General features: G+C 63.1%; 25 protein-coding genes. 6 read left to right on the top strand and 19 right to left on the bottom strand.

The window, feature by feature from the left end; genetic code table 11:
• Positions 1–44: 44 nt before the first annotated feature.
• From BHD07_RS11145 to BHD07_RS11185, 9 genes are all read right to left on the bottom strand, one after another.
• The gene (locus BHD07_RS11145; protein ID WP_338280007.1) at positions 45–932 is read right to left on the bottom strand and encodes an aldose 1-epimerase; all 888 of its coding nucleotides are present in this window, start codon (positions 930–932) and stop codon (positions 45–47) included.
• Positions 932–1,687 carry an SDR family oxidoreductase gene (locus BHD07_RS11150; RefSeq protein WP_338280009.1) on the bottom strand — a complete coding sequence of 252 codons (756 nt, stop codon included), beginning with the start codon at positions 1,685–1,687 and terminating at the stop codon, positions 932–934. Before BHD07_RS11150 ends, BHD07_RS11145 begins: the two co-directional genes overlap by 1 nt.
• A 7-nt stretch (positions 1,688–1,694) precedes the next feature.
• On the bottom strand, positions 1,695–2,426 hold the full coding sequence (locus tag BHD07_RS11155) for an ATP-binding cassette domain-containing protein (RefSeq protein ID WP_102762025.1): 732 nt from the start codon (positions 2,424–2,426) through the stop codon (positions 1,695–1,697).
• A complete protein-coding gene (locus tag BHD07_RS11160) occupies positions 2,423–3,406 on the bottom strand; it encodes an ABC transporter permease (protein ID WP_102762024.1) in 984 nt (327 codons plus the stop codon). The genes BHD07_RS11155 and BHD07_RS11160 overlap by 4 nt, the downstream gene beginning before the upstream one ends.
• Positions 3,407–3,592: 186 nt before the next feature.
• Positions 3,593–4,567 (bottom strand): sugar ABC transporter substrate-binding protein, encoded by a 975-nt coding sequence (locus BHD07_RS11165; protein WP_102762023.1) that lies wholly within the window; start codon positions 4,565–4,567, stop codon positions 3,593–3,595.
• Positions 4,568–4,612: 45 nt separating this feature from the next.
• Positions 4,613–5,305: a GntR family transcriptional regulator gene (locus BHD07_RS11170; RefSeq protein ID WP_338280015.1), complete on the bottom strand. Its 693-nt coding sequence runs from the start codon at positions 5,303–5,305 to the stop codon at positions 4,613–4,615.
• A 58-nt stretch (positions 5,306–5,363) separates the two neighbouring features.
• Entirely contained in the window at positions 5,364–6,560 is a 1,197-nt protein-coding gene (locus tag BHD07_RS11175; protein WP_102762021.1) for a mandelate racemase/muconate lactonizing enzyme family protein, read from the bottom strand.
• A 2-nt stretch (positions 6,561–6,562) separates the two neighbouring features.
• A complete protein-coding gene (locus BHD07_RS11180) occupies positions 6,563–7,297 on the bottom strand; it encodes a FadR/GntR family transcriptional regulator (protein WP_018096518.1) in 735 nt (244 codons plus the stop codon).
• Between the two features lie 125 nt (positions 7,298–7,422).
• Positions 7,423–8,112 carry a GntR family transcriptional regulator gene (locus BHD07_RS11185; protein ID WP_338280020.1) on the bottom strand — a complete coding sequence of 230 codons (690 nt, stop codon included), beginning with the start codon at positions 8,110–8,112 and terminating at the stop codon, positions 7,423–7,425.
• 208 nt (positions 8,113–8,320) lie between these two features.
• Here BHD07_RS11185 and BHD07_RS11190 point away from each other — a divergent pair, with 208 nt between their 5' ends.
• The 4 genes from BHD07_RS11190 to BHD07_RS11205 all read left to right on the top strand — a co-directional run bounded on the left by BHD07_RS11190 (position 8,321) and on the right by BHD07_RS11205 (position 12,589).
• Positions 8,321–9,256, top strand: coding sequence for an SMP-30/gluconolactonase/LRE family protein (locus BHD07_RS11190; RefSeq protein WP_102762019.1), 936 nt, complete (start codon positions 8,321–8,323; stop codon positions 9,254–9,256).
• Positions 9,256–10,041: an SDR family NAD(P)-dependent oxidoreductase gene (locus BHD07_RS11195; RefSeq protein ID WP_102762018.1), complete on the top strand. Its 786-nt coding sequence runs from the start codon at positions 9,256–9,258 to the stop codon at positions 10,039–10,041. The genes BHD07_RS11190 and BHD07_RS11195 overlap by 1 nt, the downstream gene beginning before the upstream one ends.
• 13 nt (positions 10,042–10,054) lie before the next feature.
• A complete protein-coding gene (locus tag BHD07_RS11200; protein WP_338280025.1) occupies positions 10,055–11,251 on the top strand; it encodes an AGE family epimerase/isomerase in 1,197 nt (398 codons plus the stop codon).
• A 90-nt stretch (positions 11,252–11,341) separates the two neighbouring features.
• Positions 11,342–12,589: an enolase C-terminal domain-like protein gene (locus BHD07_RS11205; protein WP_338280027.1), complete on the top strand. Its 1,248-nt coding sequence runs from the start codon at positions 11,342–11,344 to the stop codon at positions 12,587–12,589.
• Positions 12,590–12,841: 252 nt separating this feature from the next.
• Here BHD07_RS11205 and BHD07_RS11210 read toward each other — a convergent pair whose 3' ends face one another.
• From BHD07_RS11210 to BHD07_RS11255, 10 genes are all read right to left on the bottom strand, one after another.
• Positions 12,842–14,395, bottom strand: coding sequence for a sugar ABC transporter ATP-binding protein (locus BHD07_RS11210; protein ID WP_338280030.1), 1,554 nt, complete (start codon positions 14,393–14,395; stop codon positions 12,842–12,844).
• The gene (locus BHD07_RS11215) at positions 14,382–15,356 is read right to left on the bottom strand and encodes a sugar ABC transporter substrate-binding protein (protein WP_338280032.1); all 975 of its coding nucleotides are present in this window, start codon (positions 15,354–15,356) and stop codon (positions 14,382–14,384) included. Before BHD07_RS11215 ends, BHD07_RS11210 begins: the two co-directional genes overlap by 14 nt.
• Before the next feature lie 22 nt (positions 15,357–15,378).
• Positions 15,379–16,341, bottom strand: a complete 963-nt coding sequence (locus tag BHD07_RS11220) for an ABC transporter permease (RefSeq protein ID WP_338280035.1) — start codon at positions 16,339–16,341, stop codon at positions 15,379–15,381.
• Positions 16,341–17,111, bottom strand: coding sequence for an enoyl-CoA hydratase/isomerase family protein (locus BHD07_RS11225; RefSeq protein ID WP_338280036.1), 771 nt, complete (start codon positions 17,109–17,111; stop codon positions 16,341–16,343). The genes BHD07_RS11220 and BHD07_RS11225 overlap by 1 nt, the downstream gene beginning before the upstream one ends.
• 4 nt (positions 17,112–17,115) lie before the next feature.
• The gene (locus BHD07_RS11230) at positions 17,116–18,264 is read right to left on the bottom strand and encodes a carbohydrate ABC transporter substrate-binding protein (RefSeq protein ID WP_338280038.1); all 1,149 of its coding nucleotides are present in this window, start codon (positions 18,262–18,264) and stop codon (positions 17,116–17,118) included.
• 2 nt (positions 18,265–18,266) lie between these two features.
• Positions 18,267–19,460: a CaiB/BaiF CoA transferase family protein gene (locus BHD07_RS11235; protein ID WP_338280040.1), complete on the bottom strand. Its 1,194-nt coding sequence runs from the start codon at positions 19,458–19,460 to the stop codon at positions 18,267–18,269.
• Positions 19,461–19,488: 28 nt separating this feature from the next.
• Entirely contained in the window at positions 19,489–20,283 is a 795-nt protein-coding gene (locus tag BHD07_RS11240; protein ID WP_338280043.1) for an SDR family NAD(P)-dependent oxidoreductase, read from the bottom strand.
• Positions 20,280–21,461 (bottom strand): aldose 1-epimerase family protein, encoded by a 1,182-nt coding sequence (locus BHD07_RS11245; protein WP_338280045.1) that lies wholly within the window; start codon positions 21,459–21,461, stop codon positions 20,280–20,282. Before BHD07_RS11245 ends, BHD07_RS11240 begins: the two co-directional genes overlap by 4 nt.
• Before the next feature lie 88 nt (positions 21,462–21,549).
• A complete protein-coding gene (locus BHD07_RS11250; RefSeq protein ID WP_338280047.1) occupies positions 21,550–22,464 on the bottom strand; it encodes a sugar phosphate isomerase/epimerase family protein in 915 nt (304 codons plus the stop codon).
• A 21-nt stretch (positions 22,465–22,485) separates the two neighbouring features.
• On the bottom strand, positions 22,486–23,577 hold the full coding sequence (locus BHD07_RS11255; RefSeq protein ID WP_338280049.1) for a Gfo/Idh/MocA family protein: 1,092 nt from the start codon (positions 23,575–23,577) through the stop codon (positions 22,486–22,488).
• Between the two features lie 343 nt (positions 23,578–23,920).
• Between BHD07_RS11255 and BHD07_RS11260 the strand changes: the two genes are divergently transcribed.
• The gene (locus BHD07_RS11260; protein ID WP_275598632.1) at positions 23,921–24,937 is read left to right on the top strand and encodes a LacI family DNA-binding transcriptional regulator; all 1,017 of its coding nucleotides are present in this window, start codon (positions 23,921–23,923) and stop codon (positions 24,935–24,937) included.
• 104 nt (positions 24,938–25,041) lie between these two features.
• Positions 25,042–25,308, top strand: coding sequence for a DUF2277 domain-containing protein (locus BHD07_RS11265; protein WP_014528166.1), 267 nt, complete (start codon positions 25,042–25,044; stop codon positions 25,306–25,308).
• The last annotated feature ends 19 nt before the right edge of the window (positions 25,309–25,327 follow it).

Below are 25,327 nucleotides of genomic sequence, written 5' to 3' on the forward strand. Positions count from 1 at the left end.
TTCCGCCCGGCGCGGCGCCCGGGAGCCCGCGGCTGACGACATGCTCAGTCAGATATCACCGCGACACGCGTGGAGACGCTCAGCGATTCACCCGGCCCGAGAATCTTGAGGCCGCGGGCTTCGGCCTTGCCGGGAAGGTTGAACGCATCGACGGGGTGCGTCACCGGTTCGAAGCAGAAGAAGCCGGCGTCGGCAGCCGGTGAAAAGACGACGTATTGGCGCAGCGCCTCGCTCGCATCCACGTCCGCCACGAGCCCACGCCTCGGCCAGTGAATGCGGGCCTTGCCGTCCCAGCCGTCGAACCAGTTGTTGATCCATCGCTCCGGCAATGGCTGCGGCCTGCTGAAATCCATTTCCGGATGTGCGGCTATGGCATCATAGGCCTTTGGCAGGTGATCGGATTGCTCCAGCCAGACGCCGCGGGCCGGCGCGTGCAGCGTCGTATCCGGCTCGCGCACGAACCAGGGATGAAAACCGGCGCCATAGGGCAGACGGATCCGGGCGCGGTTGACGAGGCTCAGCTCCATCGCCAGGCCGGCGCTCTCCAGGCGGTAGGACATCCTCGCATCGTACCGGAACGGCCCCGGTCCTTCTGCCGAAAGGGTGAGCGTGATCGAATCCGCGCTCACGGAGGCAACGTCCCACGCGGCCGAAAAGCCGTTCCCGTGGATCGGGTATGGCTCCGTCTCCACGTTCCGGGGCAGGGCATGAAAGGTTTCGTCAAACGTGAACCCGCCGCCGGAAACCCGCCCGGAAAAAGGAACAAGCAGAATGTTCGAAAGCGCGAAGGGATGCGCGGTAGAGGGATCGACCCTGCGGAAGATCGGTTCCCAGGAGCCATCGTGCAGCACGTCGAATGCCGTCAGCCCGGCGCCGAGATCAGGCCGCAGGACGATGCGTGCATCGCCGTTGGAGAGCTCGATCGCCGGCATCACCAGCCGCCGTCGATCGCGACGTTCTGGCCGGAAATCATGTCGGAGGCCGGCGTGACGAGGAAGTGGACCAGGTCGGCGACGTCGGAGGGCTGGATGCGCGCCTTCAGCGACTGGTTTTCGACGATCCAGTCATTGTATTGTTGCAGGCGGTCGGCAAAGACCCGCTCTTCGGCCTCCGAAACCACCGCGCCCGGCGACACCGCGTTGACGCGTACGCCGTGCGGACCGAGTTCGCGCGCAAGCGCCTTCGTCAGCCCCAGCATCGCGCCCTTGGACGCCACATAGGGCACATAGCCGTCCCAGCGGCCGTTCAGCGTCAGGGAGCAAAAGTTCACGATCTTGCCGTAGCGCTTTTGCTTCATCCCGGGCGCCACGGCCCGGGCAAGCGCGAAAGCCGCCGACGAGTTGACGCGGACCTGGTCCTCGTATTCCTCCAGCGAAAATTCCTCGAAAGGCTTATTGATGATGAGCGCCGCATTGTTGATGAGAATATCGATGCCGCCATGCTCGCGGGAAAGCGTAGCTGCGCGCTTTTCCGCCGAAGCCAGGTCGTTAAGGTCCTCGCCGACATAGATCGCGCTCACACCGTGAGCCGCGGCGACACGCGTCGCGAAGCCCTCCCCGGCTTCGGCGCCGGGCCTGTCGAGCAATATCAAGGCGGCGCCGGCGCGCGCCAGCCGCTCGGCCTGGGCGCGGCCGAGGGTGCCGAGCGCACCGGTAATGAGGGTGGTCTTTCCGGAAAGCTCTGTCATCGTTACCTCACAGAAGCGCGTGAACCTCGTCTATCGACGTCTCGGCGGTCGGCTTGTCGAACACGATCTCGCCGCGTGCCATGGCGACGATGCGGTCGCAGGATTGGAAGACGTGCTGCATGTTGTGCGAGATGAAGATCCCGGTCAGGCCCTGCGCCTTCAATCCGCGCACGAAGCCGATCACCTTGTCGGTCTCCTTGACCGAAAGATGGTTCGTCGGCTCGTCCAGGATCAGCACCTTCGACTTGAAGTGCATGGCGCGCGCGATGGCTACGCCCTGCCGCTGGCCGCCCGAAAGCTCGCCGACGAGCGCATCCGGCGAGCGCAGATGCAGATCGACATCGGCGATGGCACGGATGCTTTCGGCGCGCATGCGCTTCTGGTCCATGATGCCGATGCCTAAGACCGACCATTTCATCGGCTCGCGGCCGATGAAGAGATTGCGGGCGATCGACATGGATGGGACCATGGAATTGTACTGATAGATCGTTTCCAGCCCGTGGCGCATCGCATCCTTGGGGCTGCGAAGAGCCACCTTGCGGCCTTCGATCAGCACGTCGCCGGAATCCTGATGGTGAACGCCCGAGAGAATCTTGATGAGCGTCGACTTGCCGGCGCCATTGTCGCCGACGAGGCCGACGGTCTCGCCGGGGTGGATCGTGAGGTCGACATTCTTCAGCGCATGCACGCCGCTGTACCATTTCTGGAGGTTGCGGCACTCGATGATCGGCGTGGTCATTTGTGCGCCTCCACCTTGATCTTGCGGGACATTTTGCCCATCCAGGCATTGGCGATGACGGCAAACATGGTGAGAACCCCGATCGCGAACTTGAACCAGTTGGCATCGACACGGGAAAGGACCAGGCCGTTGTCGATCGTGCGGATCAGAAGGGTGCCGATGATGGCGCCGAAGACCGTCCCGATCCCTCCTGCGAGCGCCGTACCGCCGATGACGGCCGCGGCGACCGCCTGCAATTCCAGCCCTTCGCCGATCGACGGCAACGGCGAGCCGAGACGCAGCACCTGAAGCAGTCCCGCAAAGCCCGCCAGTACCGAGCAGAGCATAAAGCAGACGATCTTCACGCGCTTGACCGGAATGCCCATGGAGGCGGCGGCCTCGTTGAAGCCGCCGGTCGCCCGGATCCAGTTGCCGAAATTGGTGAGCGACAGCAACGCCGCCACGAGTGCGGCAATGACCACGAACCAGAGGAAGGACATGCGGAAGGGCGAGCCCTGCCAGATATAGTCCGTGAAAAGCCAGGTCGGCAGGTCGGGCGGCAGAAGCGGGGGAAAACCGCCTGATATGACGATGGTCAGCGAGCGCGCGATGAAGAGCATCCCTAGCGTGGTGATGAAGCTCGGTATCGAGAATTGCAGCGTGACATAACCATTGATGAAACCGATCGCCCCGCAGATCATGAGACCGAGCAGCACCGCGACGGTGAAGGGCACGCCGGAATTCAGTATCACCGCCATCGACATGGGCATCAGCGCAAAGACGGACCCGACCGACAGGTCGAATTCGCCGCAGATCATCAGGAGCGTCACGCCGATGGCGACGAGCGCCATTTCCGGCAGAAGGCCCAATACGCCGCGCATGTTTTCGAAGGAAAGAAGAATGCCGTTCGACTTCGCCTGGAAGACGAGAACGAGGACGATCAGCAGTGCAAGGCCGGCAAGCTCGGGCTTGTCGAGATAGATTTTCAGAAATCGCTTCATGGGCTGCCACTCATGGTTCGGCGTCGTGCCTGACCGATCACGACGATCTCAGGTCGGGTGCCTGAGATCGTCGACGCGATCGATTCCGAGAGCTGGGATGGGATACCGGCGGAAAGCCGCATGAATTCCCCCCGGCTCCGGTTTCGAGCTCGGGCAAGACGCCTGTTGCTTATCGGGAGCGCCGGATCAGCGCAGACCCTGCTTCGCCAGTTCGAGGATCGTCGGCACGTCCTTCGGCGTGACGATGCCCTGCCCCGTATCGACATCGGAGGGTGTCAGGCCGGCGGTTTTCCAGAGATAGGCCTGCATGACCGGGATGAAGCCCTGCATGTAGGGTTGCTGGTCGACCTGCACCTGAACATAGCCGGCCTCCATCTGCTGCAGCACCTCGGGCACGAGGTCGAAGCCGCCGAGCAGGACCTTGCCGGGCTCGATGCCGCGATCCTTCAGGACCTTGGCGACGCCGGCATGCCAGTAGCCGGTATCGAAATAGGCGGTCGTGTCCGGATTGGCATTGAGATAGGCGCCGATGCGGTCGGCGGTAAGCGCGAGGTCGGTGGCCGAATCGATGCGGGTGATGTTCACCTCGCGGTCGGAATGCTCGGCCTTATATTCCTCCAGAAATTTCGTGACGCCGCCGGCGCGCTGCTCGGACCAGGTCTGGCCCGGCGCGTTGACGCCGACCAGCAGGTTGAGCGGGCCCTCCTTCGGGAAGTTTTCCGACTGGGCCTTGGCGAGCGAGTAACCGGCCGCGGTGAAGCCCTGGCCGATGAAGGCCTTGCGGGCGTTCCCCTTGGCGCCTTCGCTGTCGTCGACATTCACGGCGAGCACCAGGATGCCGGCGTCGACGGCTTCCTTGATCACGTTGTCATAGGCATTGTTGTCGACGATTGCGACGAAGATCGCGTCCGGCCTGGAGGCGATCGCCGCCTGCAGATTGGCGACGGCCTGCTCGACCGCGCCTTCCGTCTGCGTGAGGATCAACTGGCATGAGGCGCCGACCTTTTCGCAGGCGTCGTCATAGCCCTTCTTGACCGCCTGCCAGAACGTGTTCGAGGCCGACGAATGGCTGACGAAGGCGATGCTGAGACCTTCCGCGCTGGCGGCTGGAGCCATCAGCGTCAGCCCCAGGGCCGTTCCTGCTATCAATTTCCTGATCATGATGCGTTACCTCCCGTTGAACATCGATCATATTGCGGCGGCCGGTCACCCCGTGCCGTCGAAGAACTCCGCCCGCGATCGCGCGATCTCGGGCAAAGATTTCAGAATTTCGCGCAGATGCATGCGCAGCGCCTGCTCTGCCCCGCCGACATCGCCTGCCGCGATCGCATCGACGATCTGCTCGTGTTGTTCGATTAGCCGGCCGATCTGCGGGTCGTCGACGCTCAGGAACCGGACGCGGTCCATCTGCGCCTTGACGCTTTCGATGACGCTCCAGGCATAGGCGCGGCCGGCGGCCGTCGCGAGCGTGTGGTGGAAAAGTTCGTCCAGCCGCAGGAACGCGGCGCGATCGTCATGCGGCACCTGCTTCTGGCGAGCGATCTGTTCGCGCAGTTCGTCGACGATCGCCACCTCATGCTCGCCGGCGACCTGGCGCACGATGTCGGCCTCGATGGCCTCGCGCACGAAGCGCACGTCCATGACCGATGCCGTCGAAATCCGCGTCACATAGGTGCCGCGTTGGGGCAGCACCTGGACCAGCCCCTCCTCTGCCAGCTTGATGAAGGCTTCGCGAACCGGTTGGCGGCTGATCGAGAGGCTTCTTGCTATCTCGGCTTCGGAAATGCGCGCGCCGGGCACCAGCTCCGCCTGGATGATCTGCTCGCGCAGGATGCGATAGACCTGCGGACCGACAGCTTCGATCGCGGACAGAACGCGCTGCGGTTTGATGCTCTGCATCCGGCCCCCTCCAAGCTTCCGGCAGTGTTGGCCTACTACCATACAAGTTGGTCGAACTTCAATCCTTCGAACTGCGCCGCGACACTTCGAATTTCCGGTCGAGATCGGGAGCGAGGTCGACCCCGTGCCCTGCCCCCGGCGGAATGGTAATCATGCCGTTCGTCACAGTGGGCAGCTGCGTCGTAAGATCGGCATACCAGGTCTTGTAATAGGCACGCACGCTTTCCTGGACGAGCGCATTCGGAGCATTCAGCGACAGATGCGTCGAGGCTGCGAGCACCACAGGGCCGGTGCAATCATGCGGCGCGACCGGAAGGTGCCAGGCTTCCGCCATGGTGGCGATCTTCTTTGCCTCGGAAATCCCGCCGCACCAGGAGAGGTCGAGCATGACGACCCCGGCCGCATCCGTTTCCATGAGATCGCGGAAGGCCCATCGGGTCGCGAGCGTTTCCGACGCGCAGAGCGGCGCGCGGCTTGCCGCCGCGTAGCGCTTCAGACTGGAGAGCGAGTCCATCTTGATCGGGTCTTCATGCCAGAAGGTGGCATAGGGCTCGAGTGCCCGGGCGATCTGGATGGCGGGCGTCAACTGCCACATGGAGTGGAACTCGACCATGATGTCGATGCGGTCGCCGACGCGCTTGCGGATCTTCTCGAAGGGCTCCAGCGCCTTGCGCAGGTCCGGCCCGGAAATATACTGGCCGCCGCTTTTCTCCGCCGCGATATCGAACGGCCAGATCTTCATGGCAGTAATGCCCTCCGACAGGAGATCCTCGGCGAGTTCGTCCGCCCGTTCCAGAAATCCGTTCAGGTCGTCATAGTCGCGCCGCGGGCCGCCGATGCCGTAGTTTGCCGTCTGCTGGCCCTTCGCGTCGCGCATATAGGTGTTGCCGGCGCAGGTGTTGTAGGTGCGGATCTCGCGCCGCGAGAAGCCGCCGAGAAGCTGGGCGATCGGCAGGTTCGTCGCCTTGCCGAAAAGGTCCCAGAGCCCGATATCCACCGCCGAATTGCCGCGCATCTCCGCCCCGGTCGAGCGGAAGCCGAGATAGCCTGTCAGATCCTTCGAGATGCGGTCGATCTCCAGCGGGTCGCGCCCGACGAGTTTCGGGGCCACCACCTCGTGAATGTAGGTTTCCACGGTCTGCGCCATGAAGAAGGTCTCGCCAAGTCCGACAAGCCCCTCGTCCGTGTGGATGCGGACCCACAGAATATTGGGAAAGTCGCGGACGCGGACCGTTTCTAATTCCGTGATCTTCATGCTCAATAAACTCCTGCCGCCAAAAGCGCCTTTACCGTCAGATCGAAATGCTCGACCATCGCCTCCTCGCCTTTCGCCGGGTCGCCGTTGGCGATGGCCTGCGCGATGGTCATGTGGCCGTCGATACTTTCCTGCCGCGTCTCATTGCTGGCGCGGCTCGCCCAGCCGATCGGCCAGGTATGGCGCGTCACGACATGGAAGGAGCCGACGATCAGCGCGAACATCGGGTTGCGGGACGCCGTGCCGATCGCTTCGTGAAAGGCGATATCATGTTCCATGACCCTGACCGGCTGGTCGAAATCCCGCTGCATCGCTTCGGCAAGCGCGACGATTTCGGCGGCCTCCTTGTCGGTGCGGCGCATGGCTGCCAGCACGACGGTGCGGCGCTCGACAGTTCGGCGGACATCGAAAATCTGCTGGATCGTCACTTGATCGGTATGCACGGCATGGTCGGTCACCAGGGCCAGCACGTCCGCCTTGGGCGCAGCCACCCGCGGACGCCGGCCATTACCGATGTCGATCAGCGTCAGCGCGGCGAGCGAACGATAAGCCTCGCGCACCACACTGCGGGATACGCCCAGCTTCTCGGCAAAGGCCCCCTCGCTCGGCAACGAATCGCCGACCTGAAGACCGTTCTCGCGAATATGAACCTTCACGGCAGTCATGACGCCGCCCAGCAGTCCATCCGCGCCGGACCGTCCGGATGAGGACTCTTCCTCCGCCTTGAGCTCTATCAAGTTAACCTCCTACCTATCAGATAGGTTTGTGACAACCTGTCAATAGCTTCGCCTTCGGCTGTTGTCAACGCCGAATTGCAAAATCTGTTTGGAAGGCACGGAAGCAACCGCTCGACAGAAGCGGCCTAACGGGCATCGCCCGCCGTATCCGACGCGAAATACGCCGAAAACCGCTGAGCAAGCTCCCCCAGATCGACCATCGCGCGCCGCAGATGCAGCCGCATGATCTCCTGGGCCTTGGTCGCGTCCCCTTCGCTCACAGCCTCGAGAACGCGCCGGTGATCCTCGACCAGCTGGTCGAGTTGCCCCGCCTGTATCGACAGACGGCGGACCCGGTCCATATGCTTCTTGGCATCCGAGATGAAGGCCCAGACTCCGTCGCGGCCCGCGAGGCTGCAGTAAAGCGCGTGCATGCGTTCGTCGCACTCGAAAAACAGGTCGGGGTTGTCCTCGAGGATAGCAAGCTCCTGCTCCTCGATGGCCTGCCGTATGCCGAGCAGGACGCGGCGGTTCGATTGCTGCGCCGCTTCGGCAACGATCGCCAGCTCCAGCTGTTCGCGAACGAACTGGGCGGTCCTGACCGCGTCCATGCGGATCGGCGCCACGACGACGCCTGCCCGTGACCGGAGGTCGACAAGTCCTTCCGCACTCAGCCGCGAAAGGGCCTCGCGCACGGGCGTGCGGCTGACTCCCAGGAGCCCGGCCAGCGCATGCTCGCCGATCGGTTCGTTCGGCTTCAATTCGAGCCCGATGATCTTGCGCGAAAGCGTGCGGTAGCAATGCTCCGCGGCCGAGATTTTTATGTCACGCGTCATAAATTGAGAGCCCTATGTATTTTTGCATGCAATCGTTCATCGCAAGCAGATTACCCGGACAACGTTTCGTTTGCTACTCGCCATTGAAGCTCCTTGACCCTCCCTGAAATCTTGCATACAAGAATACAAACGGGTTCGGGAGGACACCAATGACCAACCGCAAGCGGCGACGTCCCGCGGCGTTGCATACCGGTTTCATGGCGCGGCCATGAGTGCCACGGTTTCCCTGCTCCTCGATGCGAAGGACATCGTCGGCGAGAGCATTCTCTGGTCCGGGGACGAGAAGGCGCTTTACTGGGTCGATATCGTCGGCAAACGCATCCATCGGCTCGAACCCGAAAACGGCCGTCATGACACATGGCCGACGCCGGACTTCGTGACGTCGATCGGCATGCGGGCGGATGGCGGGTTCATCGTCGGCCTCAGCCGCAACGTCTGCCTATGGACGCCTGGCGGGCCTTTCGAGGCGTTTGCCGTGCCGGAGCCGGATCTGCCGGAAAATCGCCTCAACGAGGGTCGGGTCGCACCGGACGGCTCCTTCTGGGTCGCGACGATGCAGAGCAATCTTGACGCAAGCGGCTCACCGAAGGCCCTGGACCGGCAATCGGGCGCGGTCTACCGCATCGATCCCGCCGGTCACGTGTCGCAGCTCACGCCCAACGAATACGGCATCACCAACACCATGGGCTGGACGCGGGACAACCGCTTCTTCTTCGCCGACACGCTCGCCAACGAGATCTACGTGTTCGATTGCGATCTTGCCGCCGGGAGGATCGACAACCGGCGCACCGTCGTGGCCGGCTTCGCCCGCGGCCTGCCGGACGGTTCCTGCCTCGATGCGGACGACCGGCTCTGGAACTGCCGGGTGGCGGGAGGCGCAGCCGTCGCGGGCTTCGACGGAACCGGCCGTCTCGTCCAACTGATCGAGCTGCCGGCAAGCTGGCCGACGAGCTGCACATTCGGCGGCACGGATCTTTCCACCCTCTATGTGACCTCGGCGCGTTTCACCATGACGAACGATCATCTCGATACGCATCCGCTGGAGGGCGGGCTCTTTGCGGTCGAGGGCGTGGGGCACGGCGTCGAAGAGCCAAAATTCGGGCCGGCGTCCGACAAGTTCCCCTCTGTTACGGAGACAGCGTGATGAGCGATTTCAACGGCAAGAGCATCGTCGTCACCGGCGGCAGCCTCGGCATGGGTCTCGCCTGTGCCCATCGCTTTGCTGCCGGCGGCGGCAAGGTGACGATCGTGGCAAACGACAAGGCTTCGGTCGACGAGGCCGTTGCTTCCATCGGGGACAATGCCGCCGGGTTCGTCGGCGACGTCCGCTCCAAGGACGACATGGAAGCGGCGGTTCAGACCGCGGTATCGCGCCATGGGGGCGTCGATATTCTTGCCTGCTGCGCCGGCATCCAGCGCTACGGCACCGTGGTCGACACACCGGATGAAGTCTGGGACGACGTTCTCGACATCAATCTGAAGGGCATCTTCCTCGCCTCCAAATTCGCCATTCCCGAAATGCGCAAGCGCGGCGGCGGCGCGATCGTCGCCATCTCTTCCGTGCAGGCCTATGCTTCGCAGGCGGGCGTCGCCGCCTATACGGCGAGCAAAGGCGCGATCAACGCACTTGTGCGCGCCATGGCGTTGGACCATGCCGGGGACAATATTACTGTCAACGCCGTCTGCCCCGCCTCTGTCGATACCCCGATGCTGCGCTGGGCCGCCGATCTGTGGAAAGGCGAAGGCACCGCCGAGGCGACCCTGGAAGCTTGGGGAAGAGGACATCCGCTGGGCCGCGTCGGCAAGCCTTCCGAAATTGCCGAACTGGTTGCCTTTCTTGCCGGCGATAAGGCCCGCTTCATCACGGGCGCCGACATCAAGATCGACGGCGGCGTTCTTTCCAAGCTCGGCATCGTCATTCCAGATTGACCGGAGGCCCGTCATGAAACCGCTTCCCGATTTCCGCTCGAAAGACTTCCTGCGCGCCCATATGCGCGAGATCATGGAATTCTACCATCCGATCTGCCTCAACGAGGAAGACGGAGGCTACTACAACGAATACCGCGACGACGGTTTCATCACCGACCGGAAGACCCAGCATCTCGTCTCCACCACGCGCTTCATCTTCAACTATGCCACCGCCGCGGTGCTCTTCGAGCGCCCGGACTTCGCGGAAGCGGCCGCCCATGGCGTAAGATATCTCGACGAGGTTCACCGCGATCCGAAGCATGGCGGCTATTTCTGGCTGATGCGCGGCCGCGATGCGGTGGATGCGACGAAGCATTGCTACGGCCACGCCTTCGTCTTGCTCGCTTATGCGACAGCCATGAAGGCCGGAATTCCCGGTATGGACGCCCGGGTTTCGCAGACCTGGGAACTTCTTGAAAGCCGCTTCTGGGAGCCGGACCGCGAACTCTACAAGGACGAAATCAGCCGCGACTGGGGGGCGACTTCGCCCTATCGGGGACAGAACGCCAACATGCACATGACCGAGGCGATGCTGGCCGCCTACGAAGCGACCGGCGAGATCCGTTACCTGGACCGCGCCGAAACCCTCGCCCGGCGCATCTGCGTCGAGCTTGCCGCCAACGCTCAGGACGTGGTCTGGGAGCACTATCGCGAGGACTGGTCGATCGACTGGAATTACAACGAGGACGATCCGAAGCACCTCTTCCGGCCCTACGGCTACCAGCCGGGCCACATGACGGAATGGACCAAGCTGCTCCTGATCCTCGAGCGCTATCGCCCGCAGGACTGGATCCTGCCGAAAGCCATCCTTCTCTACGAGACGGCCTTGGCAAAGAGCGCCGATCTCGAATTCGGCGGCATGCATTACAGCTACGGCCCCGACGGCAAGCTCTACGACCTCGACAAATATCATTGGGTCCATTGCGAAACGATTGCCGCCGCGGCCGCGCTCGCCGCACGCACCGGACGGGAGCGCTACTGGCAGGATTACGACAGGCTCTGGCGCTACAGCTGGCGGCACCTGATCGATCACGAAAATGGCTGCTGGTTCCGCATTCTCTCGCCCGACGGCGTGAAGCAGAGCGACATCAAGAGCCCTCCAGGCAAGACCGACTACCATCCATTCGGTGCCTGCTATGAAATCCTGCGCGTGCTGGGGGAGGCGCAATAGCAGGGCGACCTTTTTCGGCCAGCGCCGACGGACACGGCCGGCGCCCCGCACCCTAACCTTCGCACCCGACAGCCTGCATTGGAGCCTCCCATGAAGCGACCCAGGATCACCGATATCCGCGCGACCACCGTCACCGTTCCGCTGGAGGCGCCGCTGCGTCATTCCAATGGTGCACATTGGGGGCGGTTCGTCCGTACGATCGTCGAGGTGGAAACCGATGTTGGCATCGTCGGTCTCGGCGAAATGGGCGGAGGCGGGGAGAGCGCCGAGGCAGCGTTCCGGGCGTTGAAGCCCTATCTCGTCGGCCACGATCCCTTCGAGCTGGAAAATCTCCGCTTCATGATCTGCAATCCGACCGCCAGCCTCTACAACAACCGCACCCAGATGCATGCCGCCATCGAGTTCGCATGTCTCGACATCATGGGCAAATTTCTCGGCGTGCCGGTCTGCGATCTCCTCGGCGGCAAGATGCGCGATGCGGTTCCTTTTGCCAGCTACATGTTTTTCCGCCTTCCCAACAAGGACACCGGCGAGGGCGAGACGCGCACGGCCGATCAGCTCATCGAGCAGACGCTGGCGCTGAAAAAGAAATGCGGATTCACCTCGCACAAGCTGAAGAGCGGCGTCTTCGCGCCGGATTACGAGCTGGAGGTCTTTCGCGCATGGGCGAAGGCCCTCGGTCCCGACAGCGTCCGCTACGACCCGAACGCGGCGTTCAGCGTCGAGGAGGCGATCCGCTTCGCCAAGGGCATCGAGGATCTCAACAACGATTACTACGAGGACCCCACCTGGGGATTGAACGGCATGCGGCGCGTCCGTGAGAACACGACCATGCCGCTCGCCACCAATACCGTCGTGGTGAATTTCGAGCAGCTCGCCGCCAACATCCTCAATCCCGCCGTGGACGTGATCCTGCTCGACACCACGTTCTGGGGCGGCATTCGCCCCTGCGTCAAGGCGGCGGGTGTCTGCGAGACCTTCCAGCTTGGCATCGCGGTTCATTCATCGGGCGAACTCGGCATTCAGCTCGCCACGATGCTGCATCTCGGCGCGGTTCTCCCGAACCTCGTCTTCCACGCGGATGCGCATTATCACCAGCTGACCGACGATATCATCGTCGGCGGTCCGATGCGCTACGAGAACGGTGCCATCAAGGTACCGACGGCGCCCGGTCTCGGAGTCGAGCTCGATCGCGACAAGCTCGGGCAGTACGCCGACCTCCATAAGACGCTCGGCGGCTATCCCTACGACCGGGATCCCTCCCGCCCCGGCTGGTTTTCCGTCGTCCCGAACACCCGATGGGCGGATCCCAACGACGATCGCGCCGTCGATTACTGAGGCTGCACCCGGGACCTATTCGCAACCTCACCGAAATGGAACCCATCCTGCCGAGACCTGATCGTCGTCATTCTAGTAACCGGGGCAAACGGAAGAGAATTGCGATGTGTCTCACCTGACGGCCGACCGCTTGGAGCTGGAAACTGTTCCAACTCTGAAAGGTGGCATATCTGCGAGAGCAGCCGGATATTGGCCGAAGGCTCAGGCTTTAAAACTCGGACCTGGGGCAGCGCAAAAGCCGATACCCACTGTTCAGTGCTCCATGAATGCCATGGTCAAAATTCGGTCTTCCGTCATGTCGGCTCGGTCGACGACGCCGGCGAGCCGTCCCTTGGAGAGAACGGCGACGCGATCACACAGCGCCAGGATCTCCGGGACCTCCGACGAAGCGATGAGGACGGTCAGCCCCTTTTCCGTTTCCCGGGCGACGATGTCGTAGAGCTCGGACTTCGCGCCGACATCCACTCCGTGCGTGGGCTCGTCCAGGAGCAACAATCGCGGTTCGGCCATGAGGGCGCGGGCGAAGATCGCCTTCTGCTGATTGCCGCCCGAAAGCGTCGAGATCGGTTGCGTGTCGCGAACCATGCGAATGCCGAGCGTTTCGCGATAGAACGCCATACGCCCGGCCTCTCCTGCCCGATCGGAGAACAGGCCCTTCGAAAAACGGCGCAGGCTGCTGATCGCGGCATTGTCGCGCACCGAATGCTGCGGCAGGATGCCTGCCGTCTTGCGGCCTTCCGGCACGAGCGCAATCCCCGCCTTCACCGCCTCGCTCGGGTCGGCGAAGGCCACCTTTTCTCCGAACAGCGAGATGTCGCCGGCCTTTGGCCGGTGCACCCCGTGTATAAGCTCCAGCAGCTCGGTGCGGCCGGCACCGACGAGACCGAACAGGCCGAAGATTTCGCCTTTGCGAATGTCGAGGCTGATGTCGTCCAGCAGACGATCGTCCGACAATCCCGCGACCGACAGCGCAGGCGTCCCGCTTGCAAGGGAACGCTGCCTGTACTGGTAGATGGCGGGCTTCCCCGTCATGTCCTTGATCAGCTGTTCGCGGCTCGTTTCGCCGGGGCGTCGCTCGCTGACGATCGCCCCGTTCCGCAGCACGACGACCCGGTCGCAAAGGGCCATCGCCTCCTCGAGGCGATGCGTGATGAAGATGATGGCCGCTCCTGCCTCTCGCGCCTCGCGGACATAGGAGAAGAACCCGGTGACCTCGTGCGGCGTCAGGGATGACGTCGGCTCGTCGAGGATCAGCAACCGTGGCTTTCTTGCCGCCGCCTTGGCGATCTCGACCAGCTGCTGTTCACCCGCCCGCAGGGTCCCTGCTTCCCGGTCCGGCTGGATGTGACCGGCGCCGACCCTTTGAAGCAGGGCACGGGACGCGTGCTGCATCAAGTCGATATCGACGAGGCCCATACCGGTCCGCGGCATCCGACCGAGATGCAGGTTCTCGGCGACGCTCAGCGCGCCGACGACAGACAGTTCCTGATGAACGAAGCTGACGCCCGCTTCGATGCCTTCCGACACTGAGCCGAAACGGACCGACAGGCCGTCCATTTCGATCGTGCCACCGTCGGCCTGAAGGCCGCCGGACAGAATATGCATCAGCGTCGATTTGCCGGCGCCGTTTTCACCGAGCAGGCCCACGATCTCACCCGCCTTCAGGTCGAGGTCGACCGAGTGAAGTACGGAATTGCCCGAGAAACTCTTGGCAATCCGGCGCGCGCGAAGGAGCGGCACGGAGACGGCGCGCGCGGCTTCTGCGCCGGGCGCAGCCGCCGCGCGTGGGCTGTTACTTGGCGTCATCGGGCGTCAGCAGCTTTCCGGTCACCGGGATGACCTTTGCGGGCGGCTCCTGGCCGGCGACGATATAGTTGTAGAGCATAACGCTCGAATCGAGCGCCTGCTGGTAGGGCGCCTGGTCGAGCAGGCCGACCATCTCACCGGTTTTCAGGTACTGGATATTGTCGGGCGTATGGTCGAAGCCGACGACGCCGACCTTGCCGGTCAGGTTGAGATCCTTGACGGCCTTTGCCGCACCGAACGGCCCGCCGGCGGTCACGTAGACCATCGAGAGATCCGGATTGGCGGTCATCATGTCCTGGACGAGCGAATAGGCCGACTCCGCCTTGTCCTTGTTCTCGAAAGGACCGACGATCTGAATGTCCGGGGAGTTCGCCTTCAGATATTCCAGCGCGCCGTTCATGCGCTGCGTGTGCTGGGTGGCGCCGAAATAGCCGGTGATGACGCCGAGCTTGCCCTTTCCGTTCATCTTCTTGGCGATGAATTCGCCGATCTGCTTGCCGGCCGAGGTCGCATCCTGGCCGATGAAGGCAAGGCGCTGCGATTCCGTCGCACCTTCCGCAATGATGTTGAAGACCGGCACGCCCTCTTCCGTGGCTTCGTTGATAATGCGCGCCGTGCCGTCGAAGATCGGCACCACGACGATGCCGTCATATTTCTTGGCGAGTGCGCCCTCGATGCCGGCGACGACCGCCTCGGCGGAGAGGTCGTCCCCGAGATCGACGAAATCGACCTTGGCGTCGTATTTCGACAGATAGTCGTTCGCCGCCCTCGCCCCTTCCGTGACCGGGGTCCAGAACGGATTGTTCTGAAACGACAGGAACGCGATCCTCACCGGCCCCTTGGTGTTTTCCACCGCGGCGACGGTGCCGCCCTGCGGTGCTTCGCCCGCCAGCGAAGGCAATGTGACCGCCGCAACGGCCGCAGCGGCAAAGGCCATGGTTTTAAGTCTCTTGAGCAACATGCTTGTCTCCTCCGATAAATGATCAGTCGTCGTCGCCGCCGCGCTGCAGCCCGTCCAGCCCGACGGCGAAGATGATGACGAGCCCCTTGGTGACGACCTGCCAGTAGGCAGAGATGCCGAGGAGCACAAAAGCGTTGTTGAGCAGCGCCATGAGCAAGGCGCCGATCACGACGCCGAGGATCGAACCGCGGCCGCCGCTCAATGCGGTGCCGCCGAGGATCACGGCGGCGATGACGTCCAGCTCGTATCCCATGCCGAGATTCGGGTCGGCGCTTGCCAGGTTGCCCGCGAGGATGAGCCCGCCGAGCCCTGCCAGCAGGCCGCACAGCGCGAAGACGAACAGCCGGGTCGAGCGCAGGTTCACGCCGGCAAGACGGGAGGCCTTGGGATTGTCGCCGATCGCATAGATCTCCCGGCCTGTGACGGTCCGGCTCGCGAATACATGGACGATCGCGGCGAGCACGATCATCAGCAGGAAGGACACGGGTATGTCGAAGATGCGCCCCGCACCGACGAACTCGGCAAAGCCGCCAAACGATACAGGGATGCCGCCGGTCATGAGGAGCGCGATCCCGCGCGCGATCGAGAGCGTGCCGAGCGTGGCGATGAAAGGATTGATTTTCAGCCGCGTGTAGAGAAGTCCGTTGGCAAGACCGCAGGCGAGTCCGGTCAGAAGGCCGCCGACGAGGCCGACGGTCTCGCTGCCGGTGTCGCGCATCAGCACGGCTGCGACGACAGCGGACAGACCGATGACCGAACCCACGGAAAGATCGATGCCGCGGGCGATGATGACCAGGGCCTGCCCCAAGGCGACGATCGCCACGACCGAGGCCTGGCGGCCGACGTTCAGCAGGTTGCGCGGCTCCAGGAAATAATCGCTGGCGAATGTCAGATAGAGCGCCACGACGGCGAGCATGGCAAGCACCGATGCTTCGCGATGCCGGCCCAGTCCTCGTGCGAAGGTCAATGCTGACTGCATGGTCATCACCGCCTTTCGAAATTGGGGGCGCGCTTCTCCTTGAAGGCCGCCCGGCCCTCGGCCGCGTCCGCGGTCGCAAAACAGATCGTCTGCAGATCGCGTTCGTATTCGATAGCCTTGTCGAGCGGCATCGAAACCGCCGCCTTGAGGTTGGCCTTCGCCGTTTCCGCCGCGATCGGTGCCCGCGAGGCGATGATTTCGGCGATCGCGCGGGCACGTTCCAACAGGTCGGTCTGGGGAACGACCTCGCTGACCAGCCCCCAGGCCAGCGCCTTGCCCGCCGGTATCGGGTCGCCCGTCATCAGCATGAGCGCGGCATTCGAGGCGCCGATGGAATGCATCAGATGTGCCGCCATGCCGCCGCCGCCGATCCATCCGAGCTTGATCTCCGGTGCCGCGAACTGCGCGTTTTCCGAAGCGATCCGGATGTCGCAGGACATGGCCGTTTCCAGGCCGCCACCGAAGGCATAGCCGTTCACCGCGCAAATCGTCGGCTTGAGCAGGGCGCGGAACGCATCGCAATAGTCCGGCCGATTGCGGAACTGCCAGGGCGTCCGGTAGGTGTCGAGCTCGCGGATATCGGAGCCGGCGCAGAAGGCGCGATCACCGGCGCCGGTAAGGATGACGCAGCGAATGCGGTCGCTGTCGTTGCTTTCCTTCACGGCCTCGACGATCGCATCGGCCATTTCCGGCGTCACGGCATTGAGCTTCTGGGGCCGGTTGAGGGTGATCGTGGCGATTGCACCGTCCACGGCATAAAGAACGTCGTCGGTCATTTACCTACCTTTCGCCACCGGCTTTGCGATGGCTTGCATAGAGGGCCTGCAAGCTTTCGAGCACGCCGTCGGCCGGCGCCTTGTCCTCGAAGGCCTGCCGCAGAAGCGCCGAGGCCTTGCCCTGGAAGGCGATGTAGCCGTCGTGACGCGGGCGCACATAGGCCTGCTCGAGCGTATCAGCCGTGTTTTCATAGAATCCGCCCCAGCGGGCGTTGACGCGTGGATCATGCCAGGCCTCGCGCCGAGACGGCTGGCCGTCATGGACGGGGATGAAATCGACCTGGGCCTCGCGGCTCATCAGCCACAGCAGGTGTCGCTTGAAAGCCGGCGTGATTTCGCAGCGCCGCGAGATGCCGATTCCCGTACCGCCGAGCGTCGAACCCGGCCGCCCGCCGGGGATGCGGCGCGGCGCGTCGTGGAAGGCGACCTGATGCCCCGTCTGCGGCGCGGCGTAGTTCACGTAACCGTAGACCAGCGGGCAGAGCACGACGTCGTCGTTCGACGCCATGTGATCGAGTATCCCGATCGGGTTCCGGTCGCGCACAGACCGCGGACTGCGGTTTGCGAGATCGCGCATCAGTTCGTAAACCGGGCGCCCGACGTGCCGGGAGACGAGGACCTCCGGATCCGTCTCTGCCGGAGGGTCGCCGAAGGCCGCGGCTATCGACAGGAACGAGAGCGCCGCGTGCGGACCCGCGAGCGACAGCGCCACCTTGCCGGTGGTCCGGGAGAGCGCCACGACCTCGTCCCAAAGCTCGGGCACCGGTGCCTCGAGAAGATCGGCCCGCGCCGCCATCACCTGCGTGGCCGCATCGAGCGGCAGCGCCCAATGAGCGCCGCCGAAGCGATAGCTCCGCAAGGAGGGACCGATGCTCTCCGCCTCGAGCGCCTGGACGGTCGAATCGCCGAATACGTCCTCGAGAGACCGCAGGCAATTTCCGGCCAGAGCTTCCCCGACATGCGGATGATCGAGAACCACAAGATCGTAGCGCGCGCAAAGATCGGCGATCGGATGGGATTCGAAGCCTTCGAGCGGCTGCTTCTCCCAATCTATGGCGAGCCCCCATTCTGCAAGTTCAGGGCGCGCGGCGGCAGCCGCAAGCGCGTTATAGCCGCGTGGATGATCCCATGTCAGAGCCTTCAGCCGTTGCATCGTCAGACGTCCTCGGCGGCAATGGCACCGGCGGCTTCGAGTGCGGCGATGCGAGCCTCGTCATAGCCCGCGTCCCGCAATATCTCGCGTGTATGCTGACCGACGACCGGCGCCCCGCGGTCGACCGTCGAGGGGGTCTTGGAGAACCTGATCGGAAACCCGGGCGTCTTAACGCGGCCTTCGGTCGGATGGTCATATTCGACGAAGGTACCGTTGTGCCTGATCTGCGCGTCCTCGACGAGATCCGCATAGCCATAGACCGGGCCGCACCAGATGTCTGCCGCACGAAGCCGTGCCAGCCACTCCTCGGAGCTTTTCGTCTTCAGCTTCTCGCGTGTCTTGGCGAAGATCTCGTCCCGCCTGGTCCAGGTGTCGACTTCGTCGTCCATGGTCAGGAAGCTTTCCTCGCCGATCACCTCTCCCAAGGTCTTGAGCTTGGGAAACGCGACGATGATGAAACCATCGCTGGTGGCGAATGCGCCGTAGGGTGCGCGGATGTAGACATGGGCGTGCGGCTCGGCCGAGCGCTTCTGCGGTTTCTGGCCGATCGTGAAGACAGAGAGCTCCTGCATCTGGATCGTGGTGATCGCATCCAGCATATTGACCTGCACGAGTTGTCCCTCGCCGGTCCGCTCCCGGTGAAAGAGAGCTGCAAGGGCGCCTTCGAATGCGTTGTAGGCGGTGATGGCGTCGACCAGATATTGCCCCGCCGCCGTCGGCGCCTCGCCTTCGCGTCCCGCCGAAAGCATTGCGCCGGACATGCCCTGGAGAACGAGATCCTGTCCGGGCCGATCGATATAGGGTCCATCTTCGCCATATCCCGACATCGACACATAGACGAGGCGCGGATTGATGCGGGAGAGCGTGTCGTAATCGACGCCGAGACGTTTCGCGACGCCCGGACGGTAGTTCTGCAGGAAGATGTCGGCCGTCTTCACAAGGTCGAGAAGAACCTTCTTGCCCTCCGGCGACTTCAGGTCGACGGCGAGCGAGCGCTTGTTGCGATTGAGCGACAGGAAGGAGACGTTGACCCTGTTGCCTCCGGCTCCCCCCGCGGCGACGTGGCGCTGCCACTCGCCCGTCACGGGCTCGACCTTGATCACGTCGGCGCCGAGGTCGCCGAGACGCTGTGCCGCAAACGGACCCGCCATGGCGATCGAGCAATCGAGGACGCGAAATCCGCTGAGAATTCCCATTCGTTCAGTTCCTTATGTATTCAAGCGGTCAATGCATCACCCAGCCGCCGTCGACGTTCAGGGTCTGGCCGGTGATGAAGCCCGCAGAGTCGGAGATCAGGAAGGTGAGAGCGGCAGCGATGTCGGCTGGGCGACCACGGCGTTTGACCGCCTGGTGGTCGAGCACGAAACGCGTATAGCCTTCCGGATCCGGATGGATCTTTTCGGCATCCGTCGGGAACGCGCCCGGCGAGATGGCATTGACGGTGATGCCGTAGCCACCGAATTCGCGCGCCCAGGCGCGCGTCAGCCCCACGAGGGCGCCCTTGGACTGCACATAAGGGGCAAGATTGGCCCACCCGCCGGACAGGGTGACGCTGGCGATATTGACGATCCGGCCCCAGCCCCGCTCGCGCATGTGCGGCAAGGCCGCCTGGACGCAGACGATGCCGGCATCGACATTGATCCGCTGCACGCGCTGGAAATCCTCGATCGAATACTCTTCGAACGGCCTCGACGGATAGATCGCGGCATTGTTGATCACCACATCGAAGCCGCCCGCCTTGGCAGCAGCCTGGTCGAGCGCGGCGCGCAGGCCGCTCAGGTCGGCGAGGTCGATCGCCCGCACCGTGAGACCGCCGAGCCCTTCCCTTTCCGAAGCATCCACGAGCGCGCGCGTCTTTGCCTCGTCGTTGTCGATGGCCACGACGCGTGCGCCGGCACGGAGAAAACTCAGTGTCGTCTCCGCTCCCAGGCCGCCGGCGGCACCCGTATAGAGGATGACCTTGCCGGCGATCGACATTCCGGGGACGACCTCCCCTGCGGGCAAAGGTCGGGCAATCATCGCCGTCCTCCGATGGGCAAGTGATTGCCGGTCGGCCGGGGAAACGCGTCGACCGGTTGTTCGGCGAGGCTGCGGATCCGCCTTTCGCTGGCTGCTATCGCATCCGCATCGGGAAGGATCCGGAAGGTGGTGTCATATCTCCGTTCGTCACCATGCTCGAGCCAGATCAGTTCGCCGCGCTCGCGCGCAGCACCATGGCCGAGGACGTGATTGGTTGACGGCTCTATGCCGAGCGCATACTGCCCGGCTTGCAGGTTCTGCCATTCGTACATGCAGGGAAACTGGTCCTTGCGGGTGACGACTTCGAAGCCGATGCCGAGCGCATCGTTGACGAGGGCAACCGGAACCCGGCCTTCGCCGTCCGCGGCCATTTCGTGTTGCCAGACCTGCTCGTGGAAATTGAGCTGCGGAGCCGGCAGCGTATGGTAGCCGACACCCTGCTTCTCGTAGTCGGCGCCGGCATGAGCGGCCCAGACGACCTCCTTGATGGGCGCGAGGTAGCGGGAACTTTCCGCCAGGACCGGATGACCGACATTGATGTGGTAACAATACATGTGGGGGGTGCGGTAGAAGCCGCGATTGACCACCCGGTCGGTGAGCCTGATCTCGTTGGTGCCCGCCTTGATTTCGATGCGGCGCACGAGGTCGAGATGCTCTCCGAACACCGTACCCTGGGTGACGACGCCCTCGCACCAGAGGATGCAGTCGTCGCCCCTCCATTCCTCGCCATAGCCCGTGAGCCTTGCAGGAATCGTTCCGATCCGGCCATGCAGCGAATGGCTGATGGTCCTGCGCGGGCCGTAGACATAGGTGTCGCCCGGCTCGTCCGCCATGAACAGGATATGATCGAGACCGCAGGTCACCATGAGTCCCGAGAAGGAGCGCAGCCAGGAAAGACCGCCCTCGCCTTCATATTCATGCAGGCCGGGATGCTTGAAGCCGGCCGGGGAGTTCCATCCGATCGCCATGCCGCGAAATTCGCAGTCGGCGATATCGAGGGCGCGGTCGACGAGCACGGTGAAGCGCAATCCCGTTCCGCTGCGGAATTCCAGCATGCGGATGCCGCGCTCGACGCCGTCTTCGAGCGTCATCAGGCGCACGCCGGCAAATTGCGAAAAAGACCCGGCCCTGGCGGCGATGTCGCGGCGCGACATCGCCTTCCCGTAGAGTTCGACCATGTGGATGTTCCTGTCGTATGCCCGGCTCGGGCAGTCCTTTCATGCCTTTGGTAGACGCGGCCGAGCCGGTGCCCGGCCGGTCCGGTGATTAGAGGCCGAGCGCCCGAAGCTTCCCGTCGAGGAACCTCTTGGCGCGCGGCACATCGCTTTCGTCGAGATGCTCGATAATGACGGGTATGTTCGGATGCTTCTTCGAAAGCCGCTGGAGATAGAGATCGTAGTTCAGCGAGCCGAGGCCCGGTGCCGGAAGCTCGATCTCGCCCACGCCGCGGAAGGTATGGCTTTCGAGCGCATCCTCATCACCGATATCTGCATGCTTCTCCGTCTTGTCGTCGCCCGAGCGCTTGACGTCCTTGGCATGGGCGATCTTGATCCGGTCCTGCAGGGTGTCGAAGACCTGGTTCAGGATCTCGTCCATGCGGCCGATGTTGTGCGCTTCGAAGTAGTTCGTCGGATCCATCAGCAGACCGAGACCGGGGTGATCCACCTGGGCGAACATCTTCACGGTCTCCTCGACCGAGCCGACGACGTTGTTCACGTAGGTTTCGAGGAGGAAGACGGCACCATGATCATAGGCGTGCTGGGCAAGATCGGCGATGACCTTGCGGCACTCCTCGAAGCCTTCTTCGGTCTTGTTCCTCGGGTGATGCACCCAGTCCGACTCCGTGTTGTAGGTGCCGGTTTCCGAGATGACATAGGGCGTGCCGAGATACTGGGCGTGGCGGATGATCTCCTTGAGGTAACCGACGCGACGCTCGCGCTCTGCCCTGTCCGGATGGATGATGTTGGTGTAGCCGGAGATGCAGGAGATCGGCAGATGGTGATCGCGGAAGGTCTCGCGGATCCGGACGCACTTCTCCCGCGTGATCTGGCCTGCCGACAGGTCGACATCCTTGAAATGCATGTCGAGCTGAACGGTGTTGAAGTCGAGCGCTCTTATTTTTCTCGCCGTCTCTTCCAGGCTGTAGGGGAAATAGCCCGTAAAAATGCCGGTTTGCATCATGATTGAATTCCTCCCTTGCAATCAGTCGACCGAGATCTCGGAAAGCTTGACCGTGCGTGCCTCGGCGATGGAGCGGTAGCCCGCCTCCACCAAAGCGACGGTTTTGACGTTGTCGGCCACGGAGAGTGCCGGGGCTTCGCCGGATTTCAGCGCATATTGCAGCTGTTCCATCACCCCGATGAAGGCATGGGGGAACCACATGGTCTCCCATTCCGGGCTGACCCACTTCCCATCCGTCGTCTTTTTCGACGCGTATGAGAGCGTCGAGGGCGAGCCGTCCGGCCAGCCGATCGTGCCCTGCGCGACGCCTTCCGTGCCCTCGACCCGCCACTTGATGTAGATGTCGCTGTCGAACCCCTCCTCGCGCGGGCCGGACCAGACGTCTTCCATGGAGACGGCGAGAACGCCGTTGGGGAAGGTGAGCGTCGAGACCGTGATCCCGTCGGTATGGGCAAATTCGGTGCGTGGATCCGGCCGGGTGACCGTCGTGATCGCGTCCGGTTCGCCGAACAGGAAACGCAGCACGTCGAGGTGATGCACGCTCATATTGGCGAGGGTCAGCCGGTCGTATTCCTCAAGGAAACCTTGCCAGTGCGGAATCGCCCGCATCTCGATGGTCGCTATGACGACCGTGCCGAGCTCGCCTCTGTCGAGGATCTGCTTCAGAACCCGCATAGACTGGTCATAGCGCATATTCTGGTTGACCGAGAGTATCTTGCCGGCGCTTGCCGCCTCGTCCCGCAAGGCCTTCGCTTCGTCCAGCGTGAGCGCCAATGGCTTCTGCGCGAGGATTGCCTTGATATGCGGCTGCGCAAGTGCTTCGCGGATCAGCGCCGGCTGCTGGTCCGGCGGAAAGGCAATGTCGAGGATCTCGACGTTCGCATCGGCGATCAAAGCGGAAGGCGTCGCATGAACGGCGGGAATTTCCCAACGGGCGGCGACGGCCTCTGCCCGTTGCTGCGTGCGTGAGGCGATCGCAGCGACGGGAAAGCCCGCCTGCCGATAAGCGGCCAGATGACATTCGGCCATGATCATGCCGGCTCCGATGCAGCCGATCTTGTATTCTTTCACCCGCACCGGCGGGTCAGGCACGAAGCCATTGGCAGCGCTCACGAAACTCCTCCCATTCACCTCGCCGGCGGCGCCGCACTCCCGTAGCGGCAAAATTGCGGCCGGCGACTTGTCCGGTTCCATTCTTCCCCGGCACCAAGTCGAGCGGGATACTCATTCCGATACGCATCAAAGTCAACATCATTATCAATCTTTTTACATCATTTTTTTAGTCTTTATGATGTACCTCCCCAACCCTCCATTGTGCCGGCCTGCGGCATGATCGATATTTCAGTGGAAAACCGGGCATTTCTCCTACCCCCTTGTCGCGACGGCCCGGCTCCCTCTTGTTTCTTGGCCAGGAAGGATTACATCAAAACACATCATTTTAAGCGAAGAGGCGGCTTTGCGATCCACACTGACTGATATCGCCCGGGAGGCTGGCGTTTCGAGCGCGACCGTCGATCGCGTCCTTAACAATCGCAGCGGCGTCAAGCACAGGACGCGCGAAATCGTCATGGATGCCGCCCGGCGTCTGGGCTACCTCAGCCCCGCCGCGCACAACGCCTCCGCGGAAGGGCGCGTGCGCCTCGACTTCGTGCTGCCGGCAGGCACCAATACCTTCATCGCCAACCTTCTCCGGCAATTGCAAAGCCAAGGCACGGCCAGACCTGATCTCGACGTGCGCGTCCACTCCATCGAAGGGTTCAATCCGGACACGCTCGCCGGCACCCTTCAGGAATTGAGGGGCGAGACCATGGGCGTGGGCGTAATCGCCTTGGACCATCCGACGGTCAGAGAGGCAATGCGTTCACTCGCCTCTTCGGGAGTGCCGATCGTAACGCTCGTATCCGACATCCTGCACGTACCGCGCACCGGCTATATCGGCATCGACAATCGCGCGGCCGGAAGGCTCGCAGGATACCTGCTCGGACGTTTTCTCGGCCGAGAGACGAAGGGTAAGATCGCGCTGTTCGCCGGCTCTCTCTCCTACCGAGGCCACGAGGAACGGGAGATGGGCTTTCGTCACATCATCGCTGACGAGTTCCCCGCCCTCGAAATCGTCGAGTTGCGCGAGATCCGGGATGACCGCGAGCGCGCCTTCGAAGAAGCCGCTGCATTGTTGAAGCGTCACCCGGACCTGGCGGGCATCTACAATATAGGTGCCGGTAACTCCGGTATCGGCCAGGCCTTGGCCGAGGCCGGAAAGGCCGAAAGCATCATATTCGTCGGTCACGAGCTGACCGAGCACAGTAAGAGGCTGTTGCTAAACGGCGTCATGGACGCAGTGATAGACCAGAATCCGCGGGTGGAAGCCCGCGAGGCGCTTTCGATGCTGGACTGCGCCGTGCGGGGCAAGCCAATCGACTATCATCCGCCGCGTCTGCAAGTGATCTTCCGGGAAAATATACCCGAGACCTGACGGCGGCGCGGCCGACGCGACCGGTTGCAAATCGCGCTCACGTGACTACCTTCAACCGGGCAGCCTCCCTTGGTGACAGGGAGAGAGATGACCGGGAGCAAATCATGTGCCGAAACATAAAACCCCTGTTCAATTTCGACCCGCCGGCGACGGATGAGGAAATCCGTGACGCGGCGCTGCAGTTCGTGCGCAAGCTGAGCGGAACGACCAAGCCGTCGAAACGCAATGAAGCCGCCTTCGAGCGCGCGGTCGATTCGATCGCGGCATGCGCCCGCGAACTTCTGGACGCGCTGGAAACGTCGCAGCCTCCGCGCAATCGTGAGGAAGTCGCGGCAAAGGCGCGCGAGAGATCGGCGATGCGGTTCGCTTGAGCCTATGATCGACCGCTCG

The sequence above is a fragment of the Sinorhizobium sp. KGO-5 genome (assembly GCF_036245905.1).
Lineage (GTDB): Bacteria > Pseudomonadota > Alphaproteobacteria > Rhizobiales > Rhizobiaceae > Sinorhizobium > Sinorhizobium meliloti_A.